Genomic DNA, 24,810 nt, shown 5'->3' on the forward strand with positions numbered 1-24,810 from the left:
CTTAGACCTCGTCAACAATAGTTGTGCTCAATGTGGAGATACCATCGATTGAACACTCCACCACATCGCCTGGCTTTAAGTAAAAATCTTCGGCATTTTCCTTACCTACGGCAACGCCACCTGGGGCACCTGTAGAGAACATATCTCCAGCCTCAATCGGAATAAATCTAGAAAAATGCTCCAGAATGTCTGAGATTTTCCAGATTTGATCAGAAGTATTGACTCTCATCCGCTCTTCTCCGTTTACAGAGCAAGTCATCCATAGGTCGTATACATTTGGTATCTCATCGATCGTAACAATTTCAGGGCCGAGAGGTCCAAATCCAGGAATATTTTTTGCAGTCCAAAAGCGCGAGCCCGAAGCAACTTCACGCAACTGCAAATCACGGCAAGTCAGGTCATTCAGAATAGTAACGCCCGCCACATAATTCATGGCCTCTTCTTTTTTTGCACCAAGCGCTCGTTTACCTATTACAAAAACGAGTTCAGGCTCGTAGTCCAGGCGACTTACCCCTTTTGGACGAATCACTTTCGCCTGATGCCCTGACAAACAGGAATTCAATTTAATAAAAGATGTTGGCTCCTGTGGAATCTCTTTAATTAAATTAGTACGCTTCAATTCTTCTAGGTGAGTGCGATAGTTTTTTCCAACACACAAGAACTTTTCAGCATCGATAATGGGCGGCAAATATGTGATTGCCTTTGGATCTAGAAGAATACTGGCAGCTTCTTCATGTGCGGTTTTCACCCAAGATTTAGCCTGCTCCATCGTCGCTGAACCAGCGCGCAAGAACTCCTTCATACCGATTGGGAAATTCTCAACCTTCTTTAATTTCGCACAATCAGCAAAAGGCAGAATTTTGTCGCCACCTGGATTAGGCAAACGAGCACCGATCTCAGGGGTAGTTGAACCATTGCGCTTAAAAGTAATTAATCTCATTATCTCTTCTCCGTAGATTTAATCTGAACCAAACAACATGCTATTTTTTTGACGCTTCTCAATTGAATTTTTGAGCAATGCCAACAAACGATAAAAACCATGTCCAAACTTACCGTATGGCATAGTTAAAAAGAATCCCATCACAAAGCCCAAATGAATTGAGAGCAAGACCGGCATACTAGCAGTCTCACGGTATGCGAGCAAAATCAAGCCGGATAGACTAATGAGAAATAAAAGTATGATGAAAGCCCTATCCATAGGCCTCTGACTTCGATCTCCGTGCTCAGCACTGCGCATGATATTTAAATACAGCAAACCCGCCGGGCCAACCAGTAATCCGATTCCACCGAGAGTGCCTAAGATGACAGGCAAACTCGTCAACGCATAGGGCGCTTGCAATCCGAGTAGGTAGTGATACAAGGTGGCTACACTCGTTGCAGCAAAGCAAAGCAAGAATCCATAGAAAGTAAAGTGATGAAAGCGCTTCCTCCATAGAGAGAAACGATCATCTTCATTATTGCAACCTTCCCCATGACCACCGCCCAGATACTTGAGTGTAAGAGCGTCATGCACGGCTTCGGTTGTCGCTGCAGAGGAATAATTTCCGGTAGCAATACTAGTCCAGAACCTTGTAAGACCAACGGCTAAGGCGAATATCGCAAACAGGAAAACTGCGCCAAAGAGTAACGCCAGAGTATTGTGAGAATACACCGCGTAAAAATTTCCGTTATTTAATGTTGTTGATAGCGACCCATTGAGAAATTGAGTGATTAATAAAAACCCAATCAAACTCAAAGATGTCGCCAACGCTACGGTGATGCCGTTATTGCGATAAGCGCTTGCCATCAACTTAGGCCACGCATAAGAAGTGTAAGTCTCGCCCCGGACCTGAGCCATCACCTTAGGTATATTGACTCCAAACTCATGTGGCGGCGCATATTGACAGGCATGTAAACAGGCGCCGCAGTTATGGCACAGATTAGCTAGATAGCGCATCTCCGCAGGATTGAAATCAATGCGACGAGTCATTGCCGGAAACACAGCGCAAAATCCTTCGCAATAACGACAGGCATTACAAATTTGCAACATGCGGCTCGCCTCTACCTCCGGAGCACCAGATGCCAAGACCGCAGCCTCATCAATTAAACTTTTAAGCTGCTGCATACGTCTCTTCCTTTTTGCTCATTACCACTTGCGCTGCGCTTGCACCAGCCAATCGGCCAAAAACAGTGCCAATAGCCATGCCAACACCTGCCGCATAACCCTTACCCAATACGTTTCCAGCCATCATCTCACCAGCGACAAAAAGATTCTTACTTGGCTGACCATTAAATCTCACTGCCGCTGTCTCATCTGTCTTGAGTCCAAGATAGGTAAATGTGATGCCTGGCTTGAGGGTGTAACCAAAGAATGGGCCAGTATCAATTGGCAGAGCCCAATGTGTTTTTGCCGGCTCAATCCCTTCAGTATGGCAATCATCTAGGACGGTATGATCAAAAGTGCCAACCTTACAAGCAGCGTTGTACTTCGCTACCGTCTCCAATAATGCATCTGGATTTAGGCCTAACTTTTTCGCCAGCTCTTCTAAAGTATCAGCCTTCTCTCCGGGGAATACGGGTGGCATAAAGCGCCCTAATACTTTCGAGTCAATGATGCAGTATCCAATTTGAGTGGGCTGATGGGCTACTAAGCGACCCCAAAACGCGTACCGTTTAGGCCAAAAATCCTCGCCCTCATCTGAAAAGCGCTGAGCATCTTTGTTGACAACAATTCCAAAAGAAACGCAATCGACTCGAGTACAAATGCCGCCATCATACAAAGGTGCGCGCGCATCTACGGCAACCATGTGTGCCTGAGTAGCATCGCTTACAGAATCCGCACCCATTGACAACAATTGCTTGAGCAAGACCCCATTGTTATAACGTGTACCTCGAATAAGGAAATTTTTTGCTGGGTGCTCACCATATTCATTGACGCCCCAGGCCTCATCCAACCAATCACGATTCGACTCAAATCCTCCGGCGGCCAGAACACAAGTCTTCGCTTCGATTCTCTCGCCACCAACGTAAGCAGCCTTAAATTCCCCATTCTGAATATCCAAGGAATCCACCGCAGAGTTATATCGAATGGCAATACCTAATTTTTCAGCGCTACGAAAATACGCATTGACTAAAGCCTTGCCGCCACCCATAAAGAATGCGTTGGTTCTGGATAAATTTAATGTGCCTGAAAGTGATGGCTGGAATCGTACGCCATGCTTTTGCATCCACCCACGACAATTCGAGGTGGACCGAATTACCAGTCGAGCCAATTTTTCATCAGTCAACCCACCAGTTACCTTGAGCATATCCTGCCAATATTCCTCCTCAGGGTAGGCATCAAGCAAAACATCTTGCGGTTCATCGTGCATCGAGCGGATGTTGCGAGTGTGAACCGAGTTTCCACCACGCCACTCTTTAGGAGCGGCCTCAAGTAGTATCACACTAGCGCCCGCCTCCCTGGCAACCAAAGCAGCGCAAAGTGCTGCATTACCACCGCCAACAACTAAAACATCAACCATAAGAAAGACTCAGTAAATTTGAAATGGGTAAAGGCATAAATGTACCGTTTTTTTGCGATTCATTCCTAGACCAGGGTCAAGGATACCGACTTATTGAGGATCCCGTCTAAGCGCAGAAATCAATATGCCACCCACAATCATGAGGAATGCAAGCCCATGAAATAGCCTAGGCGGGTCACCCAAAATTGCGGCAGATAAAAGAGCCGTGAATAGCGGGATAAGGTTTGCAAAAAAAGCGGCAACCGTTGGTCCTGCGCCATTCACGCCCAAACCCCAACAGCGGTAAGCGATCAATGATGGCCCAATTGCCACGAACATAATCAATGCCCCAGTCCAGAAATTGAGATCAATAAAGGCGAAACCAGTGGCAATCTCTACGCCATCAGCCAACATTGTCCAAAAAAGACCAATCATTACCTGCGCCATTAAGAATTGCGCCCAAGGCCACTGTCTCTCGGTACTCTCGCCCGGCCTACTAATCATCCAGCTATAAAAAGCCCATAAGATTGTTGCCAACATGATGAATAAATCGCCCATTACCACCTGCATAGAGAGCAGGCTGTCGAGCACACCCCTGGTTAAGACCACAATCACACCAGCTAAGGAGACTGCCGCTCCGATTACCTGCAAAAACGTCGGCCTTACCTGATAAAAAATAGCGCCGATCAGCAACATCCAAATCGGCATGCTTGCCCCAATTAAGGTCACATTAATTGCTGTAGAGGTCTGTAGCGCCAAATACAGCAATACGTTGTAGCTGCCCACCCCAAGCAAACCCAAAAGCAAAAAACGGGGTCTATAGCGCCATAAAGGGCTATCGGGTAGAAAAACACGCCAACCCAGAGGTAAAAGTATTAAGGCTGCCAACCCCCAGCGGACACTACTGAGGGTCACCGGCGAAATACTTGCCACCAATAATTGCCCAGCAATTGCATTTGCCGCCCATAGAATGGTAGCGAGCAGTAGGTATAAGACCGTTGAAAGGGCTAACTGGGGCATAAAAGACAAATAAACAGGAAAATGATGGTCGAAGATCCAAAAGAGGCTTGGACTTGGCATTGTAGAAACAAGTCTACGGTATTGCTAAGATAGAGCTTAAATTACCAGTAGCCATCGTTTGATGGCGGCAAATATAAGGATTTATGTGAGCATCATCACCAATATTGAAGACTTAAGAGTGCTACATCAAAAACGCACTCCTAAGATGTTCTATGACTACGCGGACTCTGGATCTTGGACTGAATCCACCTACCGCGCCAATGAATCGGATTTCCAGAAAATCAAACTACGGCAACGCGTTGCAGTAGACATGACCAACCGTACCACCAAAACTACGATGGTTGGCCAAGAGGTTGCCATGCCCGTTGCATTGGCACCGACCGGACTAACCGGCATGCAACATGCCGATGGTGAAATCCTAGCAGCACGTGCTGCTGAAAAATTTGGCGTGCCATTTTGTCTTTCGACCATGAGCATCTGCTCCATCGAAGATGTTGCTGAGCGGACTACGAAGCCTTTTTGGTTTCAGCTGTATGTTATGAAAGACCGTGGCTTTATTGAGCGCCTTATTGAGCGCGCTAAAGCAGCAAAATGCTCAGCACTTGTTCTTACATTAGATCTACAAATTTTGGGGCAACGCCATAAAGATCTCAAGAATGGACTATCCGCGCCGCCAAAACTCACTATCGCCAACATCATCAATATGATGACCAAGCCACGTTGGTGCATGGGCATGGCCATGACCCCGCGCAGAACCTTCCGCAATATTGTGGGTCACGCCACTGGCGTCGGTAATATGTCCTCACTCTCCTCTTGGACTGCGGAACAATTTGATCCGGGCTTGAGCTGGGATGATGTTGAGTGGATCAAAAAACTCTGGGGCGGAAAGCTCATTATTAAAGGCATTTTGGATGAAGAAGATGCGCGCTTAGCGGCAAACACTGGGGCGGATGCGCTCATTGTTTCGAATCATGGTGGACGTCAATTGGATGGCGCAATCTCGAGTATTCAAGCGCTACCTGGAATCGTCAATGCCGTAGGCAAAGATATTGAAGTCTGGATGGATGGCGGCATTCGCTCTGGTCAAGATGTACTCAAGGCATGGGCACTGGGTGCGCGCGGCACCCTGATTGGCCGCCCTTTTCTCTACGGATTAGGGGCAATGGGTGAGGCTGGTGTCACTAAGTGCCTAGAAATTATTCGGAATGAATTAGATATCACCATGGCCTTTACGGGTCACCGAGATATCCAGAATGTCACTAAAGATATTCTGTATCCAGGGACTTTTTAATATTCCACATCTCGCCAATTCCCCTCTAGCTGTATTTGCTATCTCAGTTATAGCGTTATCTGCCTCAGTTTGGTTTGGCAACACAGTGCTGAGCAAATACCGCACCAAGGATACGGAGACGTCGACTGATCTTGGCATCATTCAATCGGCAACCCTTACCCTGCTCGGCCTGATTATTGGCTTTACCTTCTCGATGGCCATTGCTCGCTATGACTTAAGACAAAATTACGAGGAAGCTGAAGCAAATGCCATTGGAACCGAATTCTTAAGGGCCGACCTACTTCCCAGCAAGACTGCGGATGCAGTCAAAGAGCTCTTAATTGCTTACCTTGATCAGCGGATCTTGTTTTATTCCAAACAAGATCGAGAGACTGCCAAACAAATTATCCAGCGCACAACTGAACTAGAGAATGCCTTGTGGAATGAAGTTCTCCCCATAGCCCGCTCTCAATCCACTCCGACCATCGCTCTCACCATCTCTGGAATGAATGATGTCATTAACGCGCGGGGCTATACCCAAGCAGCCTGGTGGAACCGAATCCCGACCGCAGCGTGGTGGCTGATGGCAGCAATCGCCATTGGGGCAAATATTCTCGTTGGATTTGGCGCGAGAAACTTTAAAAGCAATATCGGCCTCTTCATGATTTTCCCAATGATGGTTTCGATAGCCTTCTTTTTAATTGCTGATATTGACAGTCCAAGAGGCGGAGTGATTCGCATAGACCCACGAAATCTTATTGACCTCAAGCAAAGCATTAGCCCACCAAATGGACCACTTAACCCTATAGGCGGCACAAAATGAAACGCGTTGTCGATGTCTATAAAAATCGTGGTCGTGAGCTAGTCTGGACTTATGTTATTCATTTGGGCAATACTGAATTCCATCCAGCTCAAATTGACTTTGAAGTTGAGGCCCTTCGACTATCCCAATTAGATAAACGTGGAAGCACGGCCGAACTCAGCGCAAAAGCGCGCCTATCCATTAAATAACTCTTAAACTGACTCACTTACATATTTATGAAACCGCTAAGCAAAAAAGCCAAAATGGCTGTGGGCTGGACAATTCTGATGACCGTGATAGGCACAGCAATGCTTCATCAATGGGAATTTTTTGCCATGGGTTGCGCATCAATCGCATTCCTATTGGTGGCAAATCACTACGGCCTTCTCAAAGACCCGGAAGATAAAAAATAAGATCTCTTTTTTACTAAGAGATCTTATTTGCGCAAGCACGATGCAAGCTACAGCGTTGGGTAGTCGGTATATCCAACTTCTCCGCCACCATAAAAAGTAGCGCGATTATAGGGATTAAGTGGTGCATTCTTCTGGAAGCGCTCCGCCAAATCTGGATTGGAAATATACCAACGCCCATAAGCTACAGCATCAGCTAGGCCGGCCTCCAATACAGCTTCGCCCATTGCCTGGTCATAACCCCCTGCGCTGATAAATTTTCCTTGATAAGCGGCGCGGAACATCTCCGATGTAACTGGCGCCTCTTCATTGACCTGATCATTTCCGCCCGCGCTTGTTGAGCGCGGCTCAATCATATGCACATAGGCCAAAGAGTATCCATTGAGCTTTTGAATCGCCGCATTAAATAAAGCGACTGGATCACTATCGGCAATGTCATTAAAACTGCCATAGGGCGATAGGCGCACACCAATACGATCATTTGAGAAAACCTTTGCAACCGCCTCAATCACCTCACCCAATAAACGTAAACGATTTTCTATTGAGCCACCATACTGATCATTGCGTTGATTGGTCTTGTCTTGCAAAAACTGATCTAATAAATAACCGTTCGCCGCATGAATTTCTACACCATCAAATCCCGCGGCCTTGGCATTGTTCGCCGCCTGCGTGAACTCATTGAGCAATCTAGCAATATCATCAAGAGTCATTGCCTTTGGGGTTTCGTAATCATGCAACTGCCAGTCGGCACCGTAAGTTTGCCCTGCCGGCGCTATGGCCGAAGGGGCCTCTGGCATACCCTGCTCTGAATGCAAGGAAGAATGTGAAATGCGACCCACATGCCATAACTGCGCAACAATCTTGCCATCCTTTGCGTGCACTGCCTCGACAATCTTCTTCCATGCAGCAGTCTGCTCGGGAGAATAGATCCCTGGTGTTGCTGGGTAGCCCTTACCCAGGGGAGAGATTTGAGTCGCCTCAGTAATAATCAAGCCCGCCCCCGCTCTTTGACTGTAATAGGTCTGAGCCAAGGGGTTGGGCACGTCACCATCAATGGCTCGCATTCTAGTTAAAGGCGCCATCACAAGGCGATTTTTTAACTCAATAGCCCCAAGCTTGACTGGGGTGAACATAATTTCTTTTCCGGACATGAAGACTCTTTCTTTGCAGATGATTGACGTTACTAGATCACTTACTTTAGCAAGAAAGCGATGAATTTGCTGAATACAACTTATTTTTTGGCAGCGCTTTTAACGGTACTACGAGATATTTTTTCACGCTTCTGAAAGCGCTCCTGAATACAGTTGGAAAAAGCCTCGAACTCATCTAAATGTGCGGTAGAGGCGCGAGCGACTAAGGCAATGACTCTCTTAGGCGCAGGTGGAGCTAGAGGCTTGGCAACCAGGTGCGTGCCATTTAATAAGCCGCCATTGACAGCTATCTCAGGCAACAAGGCGATACCCATGCCAGACTCCACCATTTGTAGGAGGGTAAGTAAACTTGTCGCCTCCATTCCATCCGCCTTGCGAACATCTGGACGCTTGCACGCTTGTAAGGTGTGCTCTCGGAGGCAGTGACCCTCTTCCAAAAGTAATAAGCGCTCAGCCATTTTGGCTGGCAGATAAATCTCCTTGCCTTTGAGCGCTGGATCATCCTCTCCTGCTACCAACCAAAATTCATCATCAAACAACTCCTTGACCAATAGCCCTGACGTTTCATACGGCAAGGCAATCAAAATGAAATCAAGCTGATGTTCCACAAGTCGAGTTAATAGATTTGCAGTGAGATCTTCGCGTAAAGCGATTTTCAAATCTGGAAAACGCGCCCGAATATCTGGCATCACATTGGGGAGTAGAAATGGAGCAATTGTCGGAATGACGCCAAGTCGCACCGTACCAGCCATTGGCCTGCCAGCGGCCCCCGCATACTCGACCAAGTCCTCTGATGAAGCCAAGATCGCCTTTGCTCTAGTTAAGATCTCCAGACCTACCGGCGTAATGGCAACATTTTGTCGGTCGCGCTCTACCAAACGCACACCCAAACTATCCTCAAGCTCCTTCAAGCCTGCACTTAGAGTGGATTGACCCACGAAACAAGCCTCCGCGGCGCGTGTAAAGTTCAACTCTTGGGCAATCGCCACAAAATAACGCAGTTGTCGCAATGAAGGAAGTGCAGTCATAACTTGAAAAACTCCATTAATCAATTTATTTGATAAATAATATCATTATTATTCATTGGACTGATAATAATTTTAGGCGCAGAATCCATTCCATGGTGATTAACACCGTTAATTAACTAACTTTAGAGGAATAAACAATGGCACGCCCTGAAATTAAAACTATCCAAAACTTGGAATCTGCATTTGCAGGAGAATCCATGGCTCACATCAAATATCGCTATTTTGCTAAGTTGGCACGAGCTGCTGGCGACATTGAAACCGCCGAAATCTTTGAAGCAACCGCCGATCAGGAAGTCATGCATGCATTTGGCCACTTAGATTTACTCTATCCCGCTAGCAGCATTACCCCAGCCCGTGCCTTAGAAATTGCCATTGAAGGTGAAACCTATGAATACACGGAAATGTATCCAACATTCCGCAAAACAGCAGTAGAGGAAGGAAATGCTGCAGCAGTAGCGGAAATTGATGAGCAGATCGCAGAATCTAAAGAGCATGCCGAGCAATTCCAAGCCATGCTCAATAAGGCAGCGAAACGCTTTGCAGCCTTGGCAAATGTTGAGGAGCGTCATGCAAATCACTACAAAAAAGCATTAGAAAAGGCAAAAGAGTTTGCTAACCAATAAGCCTCATCAGAAATAAAACCTAATTAAATTTAAACTTACCCCATTCACTTAAGGAAATATCATGAAATCTTGGCAATGTATCGTATGCGGCTTTATCTATGACGAAGCAAAAGGCTTACCGGAAGATGGGATAGCGCCAGGCACTGCTTGGGCCGACATTCCAGACGACTGGGAGTGTCCAGACTGCGGAGTTTCAAAAGCAGACTTTGAGATGGTTCAGATCTAATCATTAATCTCATTCGCCATCAAAAAGTACTCGCAGCAATCATCATTTAAACGCCTCATCAGGGAGCCCAGCTTTGGATCAACATCATCAACAATCCTCGTCCGCAATCGTTATTATTGGTAGCGGATTAGCTGGGTACACCGTTATCCGTGAAATTCGTAAGCTGGATAAAGATATCTCCATCACTTTAGTAACGCGAGAGCCTGGATACTCCTACTCAAAGCCAATGCTATCGACAGCGCTAGCCAGTAATAAGGGTGCAGAGCAATTAATCTCAATGAATGCGGAAGGCATGGCAACCCAACTCGGGATTACGGTTTTAGGCGAGACAGATGTTCTGGCAATCAACAGCAATTCTCAAACGATCGAAACCTCAAAAGGATTGCTACCTTATGGAAAACTGGTGCTATGTTTAGGCGCAGACCAAATTCGACTCCCCTTACAAGGGAATGCCACTGACAAAGTCATTACTGTCAATGACCTCGAGGAGTACGCGAAGTTTCGTAATGCCATTGCGGGTAAAAAACGGGTTGCTATTTTAGGCGCGGGACTGATTGGCTGCGAGTTTGCAAACGATCTGGCTATTGGATCCTATGAAGTTGATGTAATTGATTTAGCACCCCAGGCTTTGGGAAGACTGCTCCCACAAGCCGCAGCACAGGCCTTACAGGACAAGCTAAGTGAATGCGGAATCCGCTGGCACTTTGGCACTACGGTTCAATCAATTGACGAGGTAGGCAATGGAGTGCAAGTGACATTAGCCAACGGCACAGTTATTACCAGCGATGTATTTCTCTCCGCCGTGGGACTTAAACCACGCCTTGAATTAGCTAAGGCTGCTGGAATTGCAACTGATGTTGGTATTTCTGTGAATCGCCAGCTGCAAACTAGCATTCAAAACATTTTCTCTATTGGGGACTGCGCTCAAGTTGATGGCCTGGTATTACCCTATGTGATGCCAATCATGCAGGCTGCTCGAGTATTGGCCCCCAATCTCCTTGGACAGGAAGCAACACTCTCCTATCCGGCTATGCCTGTAATGGTGAAAACACCATCCCTACCTACCATCGTCTCTCCTCCAGCAAAGGGTGCTGCCGGTGAATGGAAGATCACCCCCGTTGAAAATGGGATGGAAGCGCGATTTGAATCTGCCGAAGGAAAACTGCTTGGCTTTGCACTACTTGGTGCTGCAACAGCTCAAAGAGCTGCTCTTACTAAAGAATTGCCGCCAATATTGGCATAGTGTGTTTGAGTGATTTCACAATAAAAAAGGCCCGCATAGCGGGCCTTTTGATTAACGCGATTGATTCAATTAAGACACAATCACAAACCAAGTAGTGTTATGTGACTGAACCACCATCAAGAACAACATTGGAATAGATAGCATTGTGTTGAAACGTGAAGTCAACATGGCTACGCGTGCCGATTTCGCCTTTACCTCTGGCTCAACAGCAACAATACCTAGGGCGCGCTTTTGATTTGGCCAAATAATGAACCAAACATTGAAAGCCATTACCAAAGCAATCCACATCCCCAAGCCGATTGCGCGGAATGGCGCTTGCAAGGCGAATGCTTGGTGAGCGTAACCATTCAATACCGAGAGAATCAAACCACTAACTACTGTAAATAAAGCGGCCCAACGGAACCAAAACAAGGCTGTTGGAGCAATGACTTTACCAATAGCTGGCTTTTGCTCATCAGGGATTTTTGCCATAGAAGGAATCTGCACAAAATTGAAGTACCAGAGCAAACCAATCCACATAACGCCAACCATTACATGAATCCAACGGAAGATGAAAGGCAGCTCAACAGAACTTAAATTAGCGCCTAAAGCCAGAACAATTAAAACGAGAAGCACAAAACCCGCTAAAACGGTACGGCCCAATGAAGTAAAAATAGATGACATGAAATATTTCCTATATCAGATTATTAAAAGTGTTTGAATACATTTAAGAAAAGTTTTGGTTTGCAAAATCCCAATTTACTACATTCCAAAAATTCTCTAAATACTTAGGTCGCGCATTACGAGCGTCGATGTAATACGCATGCTCCCATACATCACAGGTCATCAATGGTTTTGCATCGGTAGTGAGTGGTGTTGCGGCATTACTTGTAGAAACCAAATCCAAGCTTCCATCAGCCTTCTTAACCAACCAAGCCCATCCAGAGCCAAAAGTACCTACAGCGCATTTTGTGAACTCCTCTTTGAACTTATCAAATGAGCCCCACTTAGCATTAATCGCATCAGCTAGAGCGCCAACGGGAGATCCGCCGCCATTTGGCTTCATGCTGTTCCAATAAAAAGTATGGTTCCACACCTGGGCCGCATTATTAAAAACACCACCGGCAGATTTTTTAACAATGTCTTCCAATGAGGAATTTTCGAACTCAGTACCCTTAATTAAATTATTCAAATTCGTGACATAGGTTTGGTGATGCTTGCCATAGTGAAACTCAAGAGTTTCCTTTGAGATAAATGGCGCAAGCGCATCCAAAGCATAGGGCAGTTGGGGTAATGTATGTTCCATTGTGGCTTCCTTAAAGGGTTTGTTAACGTTTCCGTATATAGGCTTTATTGGGGATAACTATAGTCGATTCTGATATTTTTGTTTTAGCGAGGTAAAAATGGAAATTTTGGCCTGAAATCCCCATTTAGACTGCTTCTATGCAGTATTTTTAGGTTTTAGAATCTCAATTTGACGTCAAACAAGGACATCATCACGACTGGTAAGATAGCCTAGGCGCAAGAACTGCTGCCCGTCTTAATCATCTGCTTTTGAGGTTAACAATGAAACTGCCAAACATTTTTAGAGCAATACTAGCCATGGGCCTGCTTGGTCAACTCTCAATTGGTGTGGGTCAAGAATTCCCCCCAAATAAAACCATCACCATGGTGGTCGGTTTTGCCGCAGGAGGCTCAGCAGATAACGCCGCCCGAGTTATCGCCAAAAAACTCAGCGAGGACTTGGGTCAAAATGTCATTGTGGACAATAAACCTGGCGCTGGCGGTAACATTGCCCACGCATTTACTGCAAACGCCCCAACCGATGGCTCAGTGATCCTTTTTGGCTCTATCGGCCCACTTTCGATTGCCCCTCACCTCATGAAATTGCCCTATGACCCACAAAAGGATTTGGCACCATTGACGATGGGCGTCACCTTCCCGAACGTGCTGGTAGTAACACCCGCACTGGGAGTAAAAAACTTTAAAGATTTTGTGGCTCTTGCCAAGAAAAATCCAGGCAAAATTACCTTTGCCTCAACTGGCAGCGGATCCGCCTCCCATCTTCAGGGCGAGCTACTCAATGCTCGGGCGGATATCGACACCGTTCACGTACCCTACAAAGGTGGCAGTCCGGCAATGGTTGATCTCTTGGGCAATCGCATATTAGCCTACTACTCTGCGCTAGCGACGGCCGATCCGTATATCAAAAACGGTAAATTAATCCCCCTGGCAACCACAGGATTGAAGCGTGCCCCCACCCTGCCTAATGTGCCAACTATTGCAGAGTCAGGCTATCCTGGATTTGATGCATCTAACTGGTACGCCTTCGTTGCGCCCGGTAAAACGCCTGAAGTTATTCTAGAAAAATGGAATAAAGCTTTGGTTGCCGCACTCAATGACAAGGCAACTAACAAGCAATTGGCTGAGCATGGCCTTGCTCCAAACCCAGGCAGTCGCGAAGAGTTGGCCAAGTACATTGCCAGTCAATCCGCAACCTGGGCAAAAATTATTGCTGACCGAAAAATTAGCGCAGAATAAGTTTTTCAGGGCACGGCTCAGTAAATTACTGGGCCGTCCAACCACCATCCATATTCCAGGCGGCGCCACGAACCTCGGAAGCATCGGGACCACAAAGAAATACCGCCAACGCCGCTAGCTGCTCTGGGGACACAAAGCTACCTGATGGCTGCTTCTCTGAAACCAATGCATCCTTAGCCGCCTCATTAGAGATGCCCTCGCGTTCTGCCCTTGCATCAACTTGCTTTTGAACTAACGGTGTAAGCACCCAACCCGGACAAATCGCATTACAGGTAATGCCAGTTTTTGCATTCTCGAGCGCAGTAACTTTTGTCAGGCCAACGATGCCATGCTTTGCCGCAACATAAGCGGACTTTTGTATTGAGCCCACCAAGCCATGAACCGAGGCGATATTAATAATACGCCCCCAATTACGCCGCTTCATACCCGGCAAAGCATGGTGCGATGTGTAAAAAGCAGAACTCAAATTGATGGCAATAATCGATTCCCACTTATCGGCAGGAAAATCCTCAACACTAGCGGTATGCTGAATACCAGCGTTATTGATTAATATGTCCAGTGAGCCAAAACGCTTCTCAGTTTGCGCAATCAAATCTTCAATTTCAACTGGCTTACTCATATCGGCGCCGTGATAATCAACCTCAACACCACAGGCCTTAATTGCAGCAATCGCGGCATCTTTCTCACCAAAGCCGTTCACCATAATATTGGCACCCTGCTTTGCCAACCCAATAGCGATTGCCAAGCCAATGCCACTGGTTGAACCTGTAACCAGAGCTGTTTTACCTTTTAACTGAGACATACTGATCCCCTAAAATTAGTTACAACAAAAATATAGAATACAACGGAAGACTTAGGTTAAATGGAGCCATTGCCCCAATTGCTGCCAAAAACTAGTTGGGATGAGCGTTAGTAGCCATGTCATCGTCAAATAGCGAAATAGCTTACCAGCAGCCATGTAGGCCAAGCAAGGTCTCCAAGGCAATCTAAGCCACCCAGCCGCAAGACATAAAGGATCACCAAACCCAGGTAGCCAGGACAGTAAGAGCATTTTGGGGCCACGCGCCTCTAACCAACGCTGCATGCGTCCGTGAGTCGGCCCTTTTAAAGATTCAAAACTGTTTCTACTGAGCAGGCCTAGCCACCAGTCAAACATCCCACCCAAAGTATTGCCGATTGTCGCAACCCCAATGGCTATCCAGTAATAATGAGGATTGATTGTGATATATCCAAAAAGTATTGGCTCGGAGCCAACTGGTAAAAGTGTAGCGGAAATAAAAGCGCTGAAAAATACAGCTGGTAAGCCAACAGATGGCATCCCAAAGAAATCAAAAAATTGGTGGAGCAAATGATCCATTAATCAGATGCCTTAGATTCAAAAATGATTTTCATGATTTCCACAGTATGCTACAGCCAGAACCAAGCTGATCTTCTTTGGTATGGCCTTCACATATTCAGTTTTAGGTCAAATTACAGCAAGGGAGAGGCAAGATGCGCCGCGTTTTCAAGCATCACGCGCCAACGAGGTCTTTTGCTCCAGACCTTTAAATCAACCATATCAGATTGCGCCAAATAGGACTCAATCAAAGTTTCCAGCTTTTCACAAAACTCTTGGTTATAAACAATTAAGCTAATTTCAAAATTTAAACGCAAGCTACGTTGATCAAAGTTCACTGAGCCAAAGATTGCAATCCGCTTGTCAATCAACAAGCTCTTGGTATGGAGAAGTCCGCCATGAAATTCAGCAATATTGACGCCAGCACTCATTAAATCAGCGTAAAAACTTTTACTACTCCAAGCAACCAGTGTTGAATCATTCAGCTTGGGAACAATTAGGGTCACCTTGACACCACGACCAGCAGCCGCCATCAGGGCCTGAATCAAGCCGTCATCGGGGCCAAAATACGGCGTAGTGATTGTCAACTCTTCACGCGCATCCATGATGGCCGATAGCAATACTTGATACAAAATATCATCCCGATACACAGGGCCAGAGGAAAACTCTTGAGCTAAAGCCTTGCCCTCAGCAGGATTAGGCACTGGCATCACGTCATTAAAGTGGTTAATTTTGGGATTATCAACACTCCAATCAAAGGAAAATGTCAGCTCAAACTGAGAAGCTACAGGCCCCTCGATTCTCACCATTGCATCAACCCACTCACCCACGCCAGAATCCTGCTTAAAGGTACGAGGATCAACCATATTCATGCTTCCGGTCCAGACTATCTGGTTATCAATCACGAATATTTTTCGATGCAATCTGAGATCGGCACGGCGAAATTGAAATCGACCAATCTGAATAGGTAACGCTTCTGTTACTTGAATGCCAGCATTTCTGAAGCGCTTTGGCCAGTTCGATTTAAACCATTCTTTACTCCCAAGAGAATCCAGTAGGACCCTACATGCGACGCCACGCTTAGCCGCAGTAATTAAAGCTTCGCCAACCCGATCGGCATCTCCACCCAAAGCCCAAATGTAAAACTCTAGGTGTAAGGTTTTCTGGGCTCGATTAATTTCATCAATAAAATCCTGCAAAATATCTAAAGAGTTTGTAAAGAGTTCAATTTTGTTGCCAGCGATCACTGGCGAACCATTTTTTGATTGAGCCAACAAACTCAATGCTCTGCCCTCAACCGGTAGCAAATCTCTATCACTTGAGTAACGTTTTCGCATCTCTTCGGTAATGGCCGCGTACTCACGATCCATACGGACAATTTTCCGAGTCAGCTTACGACCCACGGGGCGCTCGCCAATCAATATATAAAGACTGATACCAACTAATGGGAAGAGAACCACGATCAAAAACCAAGCAATCGCAACACCAACAGGTCTTCGTACCGAAATCATGCGAAAACCAAATAGAATCACAATCACCACATGAGCAACGGGAACCCAAAATAAGGAGAATCCAAAAATAGAGCCTAGAAGAAAATTTAAAATACTCATAGAATTTCAAGCTCCGCGGTAATGCCAAGGTGATCAGATAGTTTTAACCATTCATGCAAAATTTCTGCCGAATGAATTTTTAAGCCACGCACATAGATGCGATCCATCGGCAACATCGGCTTAATGCTAGGGAAAGTTTTAGCCGGTGCGCCAGTTAACATTTCAAAAACTTCATTAAAACCAGCAGCTTGCATGGGCTGACTGACGCGATTGCGCCAATCATTAAAGTCACCCGCCACAATAGCTGGCCCACCCTCTGCCAAAGTATCAATATAGCGAATGATTTCATTTAATTGACGCTCTCGGCCCCGCTCAAACAAGGCGAGATGAACACAAAAGCAATGTACAAAAATACCCGCTACCTGTGTCACGCTATGCAAAAGACCGCGCCTTTCAAATCGGTAGGCCGATATGTCGTAATTTTGCCCCTTGTGCAAAGGATTCTTTGAAAGGATTGCATTTCCATGATGTCCATCTGGATACTCAACATTTTTTCCATAATGAGAGTCATGCCAAAAATCTTCGGATAAGAAATGGGTTAACTCCGTCATCGGCCACTGCCCAAATCGCCGAATGCGGCCACGATGCTCTTGCTGTAGCTCTTGCAAGAAAAGCAAATCAGGGTGATGTTGGCGCATTTTCTGGCGCAATTCATAAATCGTTGACCGCCGATGCAAGGGGGAAAGCCCCTTATGCACATTCATCGTCATAACACTCAATCTACCTGCTTTATTGCGAGTCATTAAAACTGTCCTGCCGCTCGTTGACGCCGTACTCGAGCCAAATAAATTTCACCCTCTACCAAATCTTGGCATTGCATACATTTGTTGCAAATAGAAGCCTGCTCGCGCAACTCATCAATCGAATCAACTGGATGACTGTCGAGGTACTCACGAAGATCGAGATCGAGGACCTCGTTACAGAGGCAAATGATTTGAGCCATTGGTCGAAAATAAACAAATTATGTGCATTTACGCCATTTTGCCATTGCCTTGCTAGAATCGTGCCCATGTTAAAGACCTTTCAGGATGCCTTTCAACTTCTTCTGCATTTAGATGCAGGGGTCATAGGCATTGTTTTGGTATCCCTTCAAGTTAGCTTAAGCGCCCTATTCCTTGGCACCCTGATTGGACTACCCATTGGCGCACTCCTGGCTACCGAAGAGTTCCAGGGCAAGCAAAGCATCACCGTTGCACTAAATACCCTTATGGGTGTGCCAACAGTGATTGTTGGCGTGGTCGTCTACCTCCTGCTCTCGCGTTCTGGCCCCCTAGGGATGTGGGGATGGCTTTTTACTGCCAAGGGCATGATCCTGGCTCAAACACTGCTGACAACCCCCTTAATAGCGGCCCTGAGCCGCCAAATTCTGGAGGATTCCTGGAAAATTCATCGCGATGCCTTTTTAGCCCTGCGCCTTCCCAGGATAGCCTCGCTAAAGTGGTTACTCTGGGATTGTCGGTTTTCTCTCACTATCGCTGTTTTAGCGGGCTTGGCAAGGGCGATCTCTGAAGTGGGCGCAGTCATGATTGTGGGCGGCAATATCGACCACTCAACACGGACTATGACCACGGCTATTGCCCTGGAAACAAGCAAGGGGGATTTACCATTGGCTTTGGCGCTAGGTGTGGTTTTACTCACCATTGTGCTGCTGGCAAATCTATTCACCTTTACTGTTAGGCAGATTGCGGAACGTCGATATGGCTAATATGACCGATCAGTTTGAACAATATATTGAGTTCAAAGATGTCATTGTTAAAAGCAATGGTCGAATCATTCTCAATATTCCACATGCCATTATTCCAACAGATCGAATATGTGCCTGCATAGGCCCTAATGGCGCTGGTAAAACCACCTTATTAAAGCTGATTGATGGACTCATCTCACCAGAGGTTGGTACTGTTACGCACTTCCCTCTGGCCATACGCTCAAGCTTGGTGCTCCATCACACGCCAATGATCAAAGCATCAACACTTACCAATATCAGCATGGTTCAAGATGCTGACTCAACAATCTCTGCTGCAGATATTCAGATGGTGATGGAGAAAATTGGACTAGAACACTTGGCTCGAACACCTGCGCATAAACTATCTGCAGGTGAAAGACAAAAGCTATGCCTTGGTCGAGCCATGCTCCAAAAACCTAAGCTAGTCCTACTCGATGAGCCTACTGCGAATTTGGATCCGAATACCACAGAACAAGTGGAAGAAATTATTCGTCAATTTAATCGCCAATCCTCCAATGTCATCTTCACTTCTCATCAGCTTGCGCAAGTGCAAAGATTGGCAGAATATATTCTATTTATTGATCAAGGAGAGATTAAAGAAAAAGGACCCGTAGGCCCTTTCTTCTCGAATCCTCAAACATCAGCAGCTAAACGCTACCTGCATCAGGAGTTGTTAGCAGATTAATTACTTCGCTGCTGGTGCTGCGGCTGCAGCTACTGGTGCGACAAATGGAGGTGGAGCAACGCATGCTGCGGGCGCTGGAGTACCAGAAACTTTAAATCGATCCGCCACCCGATTTTGCGCTTGGCATAGTTGATAAGCGCCTACCCTATCACCATAAGCGGCTTTTGCCTTTGCTAATGCTGCAGCTTCCTGCGCCTCAGGAGACAAGGGCGGGAGCGCAGCAAATACTGAAGCAGTTGCAAACGCGCAGAATGTAAAAGCAATGATTTTTTTCATGGCTATATCCTTATTTATTGATTTTGTCGTACCAGAGCTCATGGTGCTCTTTAGCCCAAGTAGCATCAACGTAACCAGTCTTCATGCCGTCAATTGAACCTTGCATACCAATAGTACCGATATAAATATGGCCCATTGCCATGGCGGTCATCAAGATTGCGGCTGAGCTATGAATAATATTAGCCAACTGCATAGTGCCGCGGGTGTACTGAATATCCATAAAAGGAACAATCATATCGAGCACAAATCCTGAAGCTGAAATCGTCAAGCCGAGGAAGACCATACCAAACCAGAACCAAAACTTTTCTCCAAAGTTAAAGAATCCAGCCGGAACATGCTTGCCAGAAAAAATTCCGCCGAATGACAATAACCAAGCCATGTCCCCTTCTCCAAAAATATTCTTACGAACAAAGAGGAAGAAGAAAATCACAATGCTCAATGTAAACAGTGGACCTGTGAAGTTATGGATGTTTTTACAAACCATCAGGAAAGAGCCGTAAGCAACGCCACCCATCAATGGCATAGCAAAATATTTGCCATACAAAATCAAGAGGCCAGTAAATGCCAAGGCAATAAAGCTAAAAGCCATTGTCCAATGGGTTAATCGATCAAAAGCATTAAAGCGTTTGATTTTTGTGCCCGACAAAGGCGCATGCAACTTAATTGGGCCCTTAATGGTGTACATGGCAATCACGCCGAAGAAAGCAAGAGCTAAGAGCCAACCACCATAAACGGTAATCACACCATTGCGAATCACGCGCCATTGCTGGCCAGCACGCTGAATCAGAACGCTTGCCTCTTTATCAGGAATACTGACATAGTTATAAGGGTCGCCATTCGCAGATTGCCAAATAGATTGACTTGCTGGAGGCGCAGTATTTGCAGGTCTAGCCTGAGCTTCACTGCCCTTAGCCAGATCACTTGGATTCGCGGGTACATACAAGGGATGATCCACCCCGCTAGGCGAAGGAAGTGGAGTCATTTGAGTGCGCTCCGCAAAGCTCACGCCGCTCGCAAGACTCATTGACAATCCAGCAGCCACCACCAAAGTGCGTAGAACTTTAGAGAATGATCGATTCATACAAATTTCCTTAAACGGTTTTCGTTCTATTTATTGTTGTTTAGATGATCACTTTGCGCGTGAATACTCGGTCTGCTTCTGATTGCGCTTGTTAATCGCCTCCGTCCAACTTGCTTGATCACCAGGAGTCCATCCCTTAGTCATAAAGCCGTTATCGGCCCCCATATAAGGCGCCACATCCGGCCGCTTGGCTGCTTTAGCAGCAATTTCAGGCGGCTCGGAGCAGGCCATCAATAATGCACCCGCTGCCAAACAAACGCCTAGAGTTTTGAAATTGGGTTTCATGATTTAGCTCCTGGAATTTTATCGGCAGGCGTTGGTGCTGGGGCTGGCGAACCAGATGGGCCGTAAGCAGTCGACCAACCAAAAATTTCATTACCTGGATATCTTCCATTGGCCTCACGCACAGCTACACGTTTGGCGTAAATGCTAGAAATTACCTCGCTATCGCCACCAATGAGGGCCTTTGTAGAACACATCTCGGCGCAAAGAGGCAACTTACCCTCAGCCAAACGATTACGGCCATATTTCTCAAACTCGGCAACGCTACCATTCACCTCTGGACCACCGCTACAGAATGTGCACTTATCCATTTTGCTACGAACACCAAAGGCGCCTTTACTCAAGAACTGAGGCGCGCCAAACGGGCAAGCAAAAGAGCAGTAACCACAGCCGATGCAAATATCTTTGTCATGCAACACCACACCTTCATCGGTACGATAGAAGCAATCTACTGGGCAAACAGCCATACATGGTGCATCGGTACAGTGCATACAAGCAACAGAAACCGATTTCTCTTGGCCGATGATGCCGTCATTCACAGTAACTACACGACGACGATTGACACCCCAAGGTACTTCGTTATCGTTCTTACAAGCAGTAACACAGCCGTTGCACTCAATGCAACGCTCTGTGTCACAAATAAATTTCATTCTTGCCATTGTGTTCTCCTGACTTTATTTTTTGACTTAGGCAAATTTTTCGATTTGACACATAGTGGTTTTTGTTTCTTGCATCATCGTCACCTGGTCATAGCCATAGGTTGTTGCGGTATTTACCGCCTCACCTTGAATTAGTGGGGCAGCACCCTCTGGGTAATATTTGCGCAAGTCATTACCTTGCCACCAACCTGCAAAGTGGAATGGCACAAACGCAGTACCTTGATCGACCCTCTCAGTGACGAGCGCGCGCACTTTAATCTTGGCACCAGTTGGGGATTTAACCCACACATAATCCCAATTCTTAATGCCACGAGCTTCAGCTGCCTTCGGATTAATCTCGACAAAGTTCTCTTGTTGCAATTCTGCCAACCAAGGATTTGAACGAGTCTCATCACCGCCGCCCTCGTACTCAACCAAACGACCAGAGGTCAAAATGATTGGGAACTTCTCATACAACTTCTCATTCAAGTTCTTATCTTGGAGAGTCTTGTAGAGAGTTGGCAAGCGCCAGAAATTCTTCTTATCAGCGGAAGTTGGGTACTTACGCATCATTGGCTCATTAGTACTGTAGAGCGCCTCGCGGTGGACTGGAATTGGATCTGGGAAGTTCCATACAACCGCACGGGCTTTTGCATTACCGAATGGATGGCAGCCGTTTTTCATAACGACACGCTGGATACCGCCGGACAAGTCCGTCTTCCAGTTCTTACCTTCAGCCAATTTTTGCTCTTCTTCAGTCAGTTGATTCCACCAACCCAGTTTTTTCACAAATACGTGATCGAACTCTGGGTAACCAGTGGTAATGGCAGAACCTTTTGAGTAAGAACCATCTTCTGCAAGCAAATTCTTGCCATCTTTTTCAACACCGAAGTTTGCACGGAAGTTACCGCCACCTTCCATAACGCTCTTGCTAGTGTCATAGAGATTGGGTGATCCTGGATGCTTGATTGCCGCAGTACCGTAGCAAGGCCAAGGTAAACCGTAGTAGTCACCAGCAGTATCGTAACCAGTGACAGGATCAACACCACCGCGCGACTTCAAAGTCTTAGGATCAAATACACCAGCCATTCTCATGTGCGCCTTCAAGCGCTCAGGAGTTTGTCCTGTGTAACCAATCGTCCATACGGAACGATTGATCTCACGCAAGATAGATTCAATCTCAGGTTCTCTCCATTGCTTTCCAGCAAATTTAGAATTGAGCATCTTATAGTTCTTGGAGAGCTCTTCACCAAAACCTAAGCGATCTGCAAAGGCCTGCATGATCGCATGGTCTGGTACAGACTCAAATAAAGGATCAATCACCTTCTCACGCCATTGCAATGAACGGTTTGAAGCAGTAGCAGAACCCGTTGTTTCAAACTGAGTCGTTGCAGGCAATAAGTAAACGTTTCGATTCTTATTTACCTCTTGACCTTCAGCAGGCGGCATTGCCGCCATCGCTGCAGTTGCACTTGGATAAGGGTCGACAACAACCAATAAATCCAACTTATCCATCGCGCGCTTCATATCCAAGCCGCGTGTTTGTGAGTTTGGAGCATGACCCCAGAAGAACAAACCCTTGACGTTAGTCTGTTGGTCAATCATGTCGCTCTTCTCTAGCACCGCATCAACCCAACGGGATACGGTAGTGCCAGACTTCTCCATCATATCGGGAGCGTAGCGACCTTTGATCCACTCATAGTCAACACCCCACACCGAGGCGAAGTGTTTCCAAGATCCCGCCGCGAGACCATAGTAGCCAGGCAATGAGTCTGGGTTAGGGCCAACGTCGGTAGCACCTTGAACGTTATCGTGACCGCGGAAAATATTCGCGCCACCACCTGACTTACCAATATTGCCTAAAGCTAACTGCAGGATGCAGGATGCACGCACCATGGCATTACCAATGGTGTGTTGCGTTTGACCCATACACCAAACCAATGTGCTTGGACGATTCTTCGCCATAGTTTCAGCAACTTTATACATCTGCGCTTCAGGCACTCCGCATGCTTCTTCAACATTTTTTGGAGTCCACTTTTCCATGACTTCTTTGCGAATCTCATCCATGCCGTAGACGCGGTCATTGATGTACTTCTTATCTTCCCAGCCATTATTGAAGATGTGATACAGAACACCAAACAAGAATGGAATATCTGTACCAGAGCGAATACGAACATATTGGTCAGACTTCGCCGCTGTACGGGTGTAACGAGGATCAACCACGATCACCTTACAACCATTTTCTTTTGCATGGAGCAAGCTCAACATGGACACTGGATGCGCTTCTGCAGCGTTAGAGCCAATGTACAAAGCCGCCTTGGCATTCATCATGTCGTTATAGCTATTGGTCATCGCACCATAGCCCCAGGTGTTTGCTACACCGGCAACTGTTGTGGAGTGACAGATACGAGCCTGATGGTCTGTATTGTTGGTTCCAAAGAAAGAAACCCACTTGCGCAATAAATACGCTTGCTCATTGTTGTGCTTCGAAGACCCAATGAAGAACAGGGAATCTGGACTGTACTTACTACGAAGGTCCTTCATCTGCGCAGTAATCTCTGTAAGCGCTTGATCCCAAGAAATTCGCTGATACTTACCGTCCACCAATTTCATTGGATAGCGTAGACGGAAATCACCATGGCCGTGCTCACGCAGGGATGCACCTTTTGCACAGTAAGAACCTAAATTGATTGGGGAATCAAATGCTGAATCTTGACGAACCCAAACACCATTCTCCACTGTTGCATCGGTCGCGCAACCTACAGAGCAGTGAGTACAGATCGTTCTTTTAACTTCAATCTTTCCCTTGCCATCGAGCATTGCTTTGCTTGGTTCGGCAACCGCCTTTTGCACTAAGGTGAGTTGACTAGCTGCAATTCCAGCACCAACACCTACGCCAGAGCGCTTTAAAAAAGTTCGACGGTCCATGGTAGGAACCGCAGACTGAAGTCCACGTGACAAACTACCGATGAGACGTGATGCAGGCGTGGAACGACTGCTTTGTGGGGTATTGGATTTACGAGTCAGACTCATATTTTGTCCCTGAGAAAGATTTTTTATTAATTATTGAATGTAACTAAATCGACAGCCTACTTACAGCATGGTGGTTTCGTAGTACTTACGAATGTGTGCCGTGAGTTGATAACCGTCATCTTTACCCTTGACGGTACTACCAATCTCTTGAATAACAGCCTTACCAATAGAGGTTTGAGAGGCTACTGCAACAGCACCAACAGTGGCGCCCGCTCCGATGAAAAACTTTCTGCGTGAAGGCTGATTTTCTTCCGCTACAGCAGTTGTGGATTTATTACTCATCGCATGCTCCCATTTAGTGCAAATTGATATAGAACAAGTGTAATTGGTAAATGCATTTTTTGCATATTTGTAATATTTTTTCTTCTAAGGGT

Annotated in this window: 28 protein-coding genes and 1 pseudogene; 10 read left to right on the forward strand and 19 right to left on the reverse strand. The window is 46.3% G+C overall.

Translation table 11 applies throughout. The features are described from left to right. Window position 1: 1 nt before the first annotated feature. The 4 genes from AOB49_RS06415 to AOB49_RS06430 form a co-directional block, all read right to left on the reverse strand. Window positions 2-940 carry a fumarylacetoacetate hydrolase family protein gene (locus AOB49_RS06415; RefSeq protein WP_062309085.1) on the reverse strand — a complete coding sequence of 313 codons (939 nt, stop codon included), beginning with the start codon at window positions 938-940 and terminating at the stop codon, window positions 2-4. An 18-nt stretch (window positions 941-958) separates the two neighbouring features. Next, window positions 959-2,104 (reverse strand): tricarballylate utilization 4Fe-4S protein TcuB, encoded by a 1,146-nt coding sequence (tcuB, locus tag AOB49_RS06420; RefSeq protein WP_062309087.1) that lies wholly within the window; start codon window positions 2,102-2,104, stop codon window positions 959-961. Next, window positions 2,091-3,500 carry an FAD-dependent tricarballylate dehydrogenase TcuA gene (gene tcuA / locus AOB49_RS06425; protein WP_062309089.1) on the reverse strand — a complete coding sequence of 470 codons (1,410 nt, stop codon included), beginning with the start codon at window positions 3,498-3,500 and terminating at the stop codon, window positions 2,091-2,093. Before tcuA ends, tcuB begins: the two co-directional genes overlap by 14 nt. Window positions 3,501-3,590: 90 nt before the next feature. Further along, window positions 3,591-4,499, reverse strand: a complete 909-nt coding sequence (locus AOB49_RS06430; protein WP_062309384.1) for a DMT family transporter — start codon at window positions 4,497-4,499, stop codon at window positions 3,591-3,593. A gap of 145 nt (window positions 4,500-4,644) precedes the next feature. Between AOB49_RS06430 and AOB49_RS06435 the strand changes: the two genes are divergently transcribed. Genes AOB49_RS06435 through AOB49_RS12025 form a run of 4 tightly spaced genes read left to right on the forward strand, consistent with a single transcriptional unit; the run spans window position 4,645 to window position 6,984 of the window. Further along, on the forward strand, window positions 4,645-5,790 hold the full coding sequence (locus AOB49_RS06435; protein WP_062309386.1) for an alpha-hydroxy acid oxidase: 1,146 nt from the start codon (window positions 4,645-4,647) through the stop codon (window positions 5,788-5,790). After that, window positions 5,753-6,592 (forward strand): bestrophin-like domain, encoded by an 840-nt coding sequence (locus AOB49_RS06440; RefSeq protein ID WP_245640629.1) that lies wholly within the window; start codon window positions 5,753-5,755, stop codon window positions 6,590-6,592. Before AOB49_RS06435 ends, AOB49_RS06440 begins: the two co-directional genes overlap by 38 nt. Beyond that, window positions 6,589-6,780, forward strand: coding sequence for a hypothetical protein (locus tag AOB49_RS06445; RefSeq protein ID WP_062309090.1), 192 nt, complete (start codon window positions 6,589-6,591; stop codon window positions 6,778-6,780). Before AOB49_RS06440 ends, AOB49_RS06445 begins: the two co-directional genes overlap by 4 nt. Before the next feature lie 27 nt (window positions 6,781-6,807). Beyond that, window positions 6,808-6,984 carry a hypothetical protein gene (locus tag AOB49_RS12025; RefSeq protein WP_156471347.1) on the forward strand — a complete coding sequence of 59 codons (177 nt, stop codon included), beginning with the start codon at window positions 6,808-6,810 and terminating at the stop codon, window positions 6,982-6,984. Between the two features lie 47 nt (window positions 6,985-7,031). On the opposite strand, the gene AOB49_RS06450 is transcribed toward AOB49_RS12025, so the two are convergent. After that, on the reverse strand, window positions 7,032-8,132 hold the full coding sequence (locus AOB49_RS06450; RefSeq protein WP_062309092.1) for an alkene reductase: 1,101 nt from the start codon (window positions 8,130-8,132) through the stop codon (window positions 7,032-7,034). Window positions 8,133-8,212: 80 nt separating this feature from the next. Continuing rightward, window positions 8,213-9,160: a hydrogen peroxide-inducible genes activator gene (locus AOB49_RS06455; RefSeq protein WP_062309094.1), complete on the reverse strand. Its 948-nt coding sequence runs from the start codon at window positions 9,158-9,160 to the stop codon at window positions 8,213-8,215. Window positions 9,161-9,297: 137 nt separating this feature from the next. Here AOB49_RS06455 and AOB49_RS06460 point away from each other — a divergent pair, with 137 nt between their 5' ends. The 3 genes from AOB49_RS06460 (at window position 9,298) to AOB49_RS06470 (ending at window position 11,252) form a co-directional block, all read left to right on the forward strand. Further along, entirely contained in the window at window positions 9,298-9,783 is a 486-nt protein-coding gene (locus AOB49_RS06460) for a rubrerythrin family protein (protein WP_062309095.1), read from the forward strand. A 61-nt stretch (window positions 9,784-9,844) separates the two neighbouring features. Next, window positions 9,845-10,009, forward strand: a complete 165-nt coding sequence (locus tag AOB49_RS06465; protein WP_062309097.1) for a rubredoxin — start codon at window positions 9,845-9,847, stop codon at window positions 10,007-10,009. Window positions 10,010-10,082: 73 nt separating this feature from the next. Continuing rightward, window positions 10,083-11,252 (forward strand): NAD(P)/FAD-dependent oxidoreductase, encoded by a 1,170-nt coding sequence (locus AOB49_RS06470; RefSeq protein ID WP_062309099.1) that lies wholly within the window; start codon window positions 10,083-10,085, stop codon window positions 11,250-11,252. A 69-nt stretch (window positions 11,253-11,321) separates the two neighbouring features. Here AOB49_RS06470 and AOB49_RS06475 read toward each other — a convergent pair whose 3' ends face one another. Continuing rightward, window positions 11,322-11,915, reverse strand: coding sequence for a urate hydroxylase PuuD (locus AOB49_RS06475; protein WP_062309101.1), 594 nt, complete (start codon window positions 11,913-11,915; stop codon window positions 11,322-11,324). A 43-nt stretch (window positions 11,916-11,958) separates the two neighbouring features. Continuing rightward, on the reverse strand, window positions 11,959-12,537 hold the full coding sequence (gene sodB / locus AOB49_RS06480; protein WP_062309102.1) for a superoxide dismutase [Fe]: 579 nt from the start codon (window positions 12,535-12,537) through the stop codon (window positions 11,959-11,961). A 260-nt stretch (window positions 12,538-12,797) separates the two neighbouring features. Between sodB and AOB49_RS06485 the strand changes: the two genes are divergently transcribed. Continuing rightward, complete coding sequence (locus tag AOB49_RS06485) at window positions 12,798-13,772, forward strand: Bug family tripartite tricarboxylate transporter substrate binding protein (protein ID WP_082784076.1); 975 nt, start codon at window positions 12,798-12,800, stop codon at window positions 13,770-13,772. A gap of 25 nt (window positions 13,773-13,797) precedes the next feature. Here the strand turns inward: AOB49_RS06485 and AOB49_RS06490 are convergent, their stop codons facing one another. The 5 genes from AOB49_RS06490 to AOB49_RS06510 form a co-directional block, all read right to left on the reverse strand. Then, window positions 13,798-14,574 carry a 3-hydroxybutyrate dehydrogenase gene (locus AOB49_RS06490; RefSeq protein ID WP_062309104.1) on the reverse strand — a complete coding sequence of 259 codons (777 nt, stop codon included), beginning with the start codon at window positions 14,572-14,574 and terminating at the stop codon, window positions 13,798-13,800. 51 nt (window positions 14,575-14,625) lie between these two features. Continuing rightward, the gene (locus AOB49_RS06495) at window positions 14,626-15,129 is read right to left on the reverse strand and encodes a YqaA family protein (RefSeq protein WP_062309105.1); all 504 of its coding nucleotides are present in this window, start codon (window positions 15,127-15,129) and stop codon (window positions 14,626-14,628) included. A 113-nt stretch (window positions 15,130-15,242) separates the two neighbouring features. Further along, a complete protein-coding gene (gene cls, locus AOB49_RS06500; protein WP_062309107.1) occupies window positions 15,243-16,718 on the reverse strand; it encodes a cardiolipin synthase in 1,476 nt (491 codons plus the stop codon). Continuing rightward, the gene (locus AOB49_RS06505) at window positions 16,715-17,461 is read right to left on the reverse strand and encodes an endonuclease/exonuclease/phosphatase family protein (RefSeq protein ID WP_062309109.1); all 747 of its coding nucleotides are present in this window, start codon (window positions 17,459-17,461) and stop codon (window positions 16,715-16,717) included. Before AOB49_RS06505 ends, cls begins: the two co-directional genes overlap by 4 nt. Continuing rightward, complete coding sequence (locus AOB49_RS06510; RefSeq protein WP_062309110.1) at window positions 17,461-17,661, reverse strand: hypothetical protein; 201 nt, start codon at window positions 17,659-17,661, stop codon at window positions 17,461-17,463. The genes AOB49_RS06505 and AOB49_RS06510 overlap by 1 nt, the downstream gene beginning before the upstream one ends. Before the next feature lie 66 nt (window positions 17,662-17,727). Here AOB49_RS06510 and AOB49_RS06515 point away from each other — a divergent pair, with 66 nt between their 5' ends. Both AOB49_RS06515 and AOB49_RS06520 read left to right on the forward strand, forming a co-directional pair. Beyond that, the gene (locus tag AOB49_RS06515) at window positions 17,728-18,423 is read left to right on the forward strand and encodes an ABC transporter permease (RefSeq protein WP_062309112.1); all 696 of its coding nucleotides are present in this window, start codon (window positions 17,728-17,730) and stop codon (window positions 18,421-18,423) included. Window positions 18,424-18,523: 100 nt separating this feature from the next. Further along, window positions 18,524-19,126 (forward strand): annotated as a pseudogene (locus AOB49_RS06520) (ATP-binding cassette domain-containing protein); the annotation flags it as partial. On the opposite strand, the gene AOB49_RS06525 reads toward AOB49_RS06520, so the two are convergent. Genes AOB49_RS06525 through AOB49_RS06550 form a run of 6 tightly spaced genes read right to left on the reverse strand, consistent with a single transcriptional unit; the run spans window position 19,127 to window position 24,718 of the window. After that, entirely contained in the window at window positions 19,127-19,402 is a 276-nt protein-coding gene (locus tag AOB49_RS06525) for a hypothetical protein (protein ID WP_062309116.1), read from the reverse strand. 10 nt (window positions 19,403-19,412) lie between these two features. Next, the gene (locus tag AOB49_RS06530; RefSeq protein ID WP_062309118.1) at window positions 19,413-20,483 is read right to left on the reverse strand and encodes a formate dehydrogenase subunit gamma; all 1,071 of its coding nucleotides are present in this window, start codon (window positions 20,481-20,483) and stop codon (window positions 19,413-19,415) included. Between the two features lie 48 nt (window positions 20,484-20,531). Further along, window positions 20,532-20,768, reverse strand: a complete 237-nt coding sequence (locus tag AOB49_RS06535; RefSeq protein ID WP_062309119.1) for a hypothetical protein — start codon at window positions 20,766-20,768, stop codon at window positions 20,532-20,534. Then, window positions 20,765-21,424 (reverse strand): formate dehydrogenase FDH3 subunit beta, encoded by a 660-nt coding sequence (gene fdh3B, locus AOB49_RS06540; protein ID WP_062309121.1) that lies wholly within the window; start codon window positions 21,422-21,424, stop codon window positions 20,765-20,767. Before fdh3B ends, AOB49_RS06535 begins: the two co-directional genes overlap by 4 nt. 27 nt (window positions 21,425-21,451) lie before the next feature. Next, on the reverse strand, window positions 21,452-24,436 hold the full coding sequence (locus AOB49_RS06545; protein ID WP_062309122.1) for a formate dehydrogenase subunit alpha: 2,985 nt from the start codon (window positions 24,434-24,436) through the stop codon (window positions 21,452-21,454). A gap of 60 nt (window positions 24,437-24,496) precedes the next feature. After that, window positions 24,497-24,718, reverse strand: a complete 222-nt coding sequence (locus AOB49_RS06550) for a hypothetical protein (protein WP_062309124.1) — start codon at window positions 24,716-24,718, stop codon at window positions 24,497-24,499. Window positions 24,719-24,810: the final 92 nt, after the last annotated feature.

Origin of the sequence: Polynucleobacter sinensis, assembly GCF_001595985.1 — a bacterium.
GTDB lineage: Bacteria > Pseudomonadota > Gammaproteobacteria > Burkholderiales > Burkholderiaceae > Polynucleobacter > Polynucleobacter sinensis.

Bases quoted from the DNA above. Each gene is read 5' to 3' on its own strand.
- AOB49_RS06550 (WP_062309124.1), bottom strand. From the start codon at position 24,718: ATGAGTAATAAATCCACAACTGCTGTAGCGGAAGAAAATCAGCCTTCA.
- AOB49_RS06465 (WP_062309097.1), top strand. From the start codon at position 9,845: ATGAAATCTTGGCAATGTATCGTATGCGGCTTTATCTATGACGAAGCA.
- sodB (WP_062309102.1), bottom strand. From the start codon at position 12,537: ATGGAACATACATTACCCCAACTGCCCTATGCTTTGGATGCGCTTGCG.
- AOB49_RS06530 (WP_062309118.1), bottom strand. From the start codon at position 20,483: ATGAATCGATCATTCTCTAAAGTTCTACGCACTTTGGTGGTGGCTGCT.
- AOB49_RS06475 (WP_062309101.1), bottom strand. From the start codon at position 11,915: ATGTCATCTATTTTTACTTCATTGGGCCGTACCGTTTTAGCGGGTTTT.
- AOB49_RS12025 (WP_156471347.1), top strand. From the start codon at position 6,808: ATGAAACCGCTAAGCAAAAAAGCCAAAATGGCTGTGGGCTGGACAATT.
- AOB49_RS06490 (WP_062309104.1), bottom strand. From the start codon at position 14,574: ATGTCTCAGTTAAAAGGTAAAACAGCTCTGGTTACAGGTTCAACCAGT.
- AOB49_RS06485 (WP_082784076.1), top strand. From the start codon at position 12,798: ATGAAACTGCCAAACATTTTTAGAGCAATACTAGCCATGGGCCTGCTT.
- tcuA (WP_062309089.1), bottom strand. From the start codon at position 3,500: ATGGTTGATGTTTTAGTTGTTGGCGGTGGTAATGCAGCACTTTGCGCT.
- AOB49_RS06460 (WP_062309095.1), top strand. From the start codon at position 9,298: ATGGCACGCCCTGAAATTAAAACTATCCAAAACTTGGAATCTGCATTT.
- AOB49_RS06440 (WP_245640629.1), top strand. From the start codon at position 5,753: ATGTCACTAAAGATATTCTGTATCCAGGGACTTTTTAATATTCCACAT.
- AOB49_RS06510 (WP_062309110.1), bottom strand. From the start codon at position 17,661: ATGGCTCAAATCATTTGCCTCTGTAACGAGGTCCTCGATCTCGATCTT.
- AOB49_RS06535 (WP_062309119.1), bottom strand. From the start codon at position 20,768: ATGAAACCCAATTTCAAAACTCTAGGCGTTTGTTTGGCAGCGGGTGCA.
- AOB49_RS06515 (WP_062309112.1), top strand. From the start codon at position 17,728: ATGTTAAAGACCTTTCAGGATGCCTTTCAACTTCTTCTGCATTTAGAT.
- AOB49_RS06430 (WP_062309384.1), bottom strand. From the start codon at position 4,499: ATGCCCCAGTTAGCCCTTTCAACGGTCTTATACCTACTGCTCGCTACC.
- AOB49_RS06415 (WP_062309085.1), bottom strand. From the start codon at position 940: ATGAGATTAATTACTTTTAAGCGCAATGGTTCAACTACCCCTGAGATC.
- fdh3B (WP_062309121.1), bottom strand. From the start codon at position 21,424: ATGGCAAGAATGAAATTTATTTGTGACACAGAGCGTTGCATTGAGTGC.
- AOB49_RS06450 (WP_062309092.1), bottom strand. From the start codon at position 8,132: ATGTCCGGAAAAGAAATTATGTTCACCCCAGTCAAGCTTGGGGCTATT.
- AOB49_RS06545 (WP_062309122.1), bottom strand. From the start codon at position 24,436: ATGAGTCTGACTCGTAAATCCAATACCCCACAAAGCAGTCGTTCCACG.
- AOB49_RS06525 (WP_062309116.1), bottom strand. From the start codon at position 19,402: ATGAAAAAAATCATTGCTTTTACATTCTGCGCGTTTGCAACTGCTTCA.
- AOB49_RS06495 (WP_062309105.1), bottom strand. From the start codon at position 15,129: ATGGATCATTTGCTCCACCAATTTTTTGATTTCTTTGGGATGCCATCT.
- tcuB (WP_062309087.1), bottom strand. From the start codon at position 2,104: ATGCAGCAGCTTAAAAGTTTAATTGATGAGGCTGCGGTCTTGGCATCT.
- cls (WP_062309107.1), bottom strand. From the start codon at position 16,718: ATGAGTATTTTAAATTTTCTTCTAGGCTCTATTTTTGGATTCTCCTTA.
- AOB49_RS06455 (WP_062309094.1), bottom strand. From the start codon at position 9,160: ATGACTGCACTTCCTTCATTGCGACAACTGCGTTATTTTGTGGCGATT.
- AOB49_RS06445 (WP_062309090.1), top strand. From the start codon at position 6,589: ATGAAACGCGTTGTCGATGTCTATAAAAATCGTGGTCGTGAGCTAGTC.
- AOB49_RS06505 (WP_062309109.1), bottom strand. From the start codon at position 17,461: ATGACTCGCAATAAAGCAGGTAGATTGAGTGTTATGACGATGAATGTG.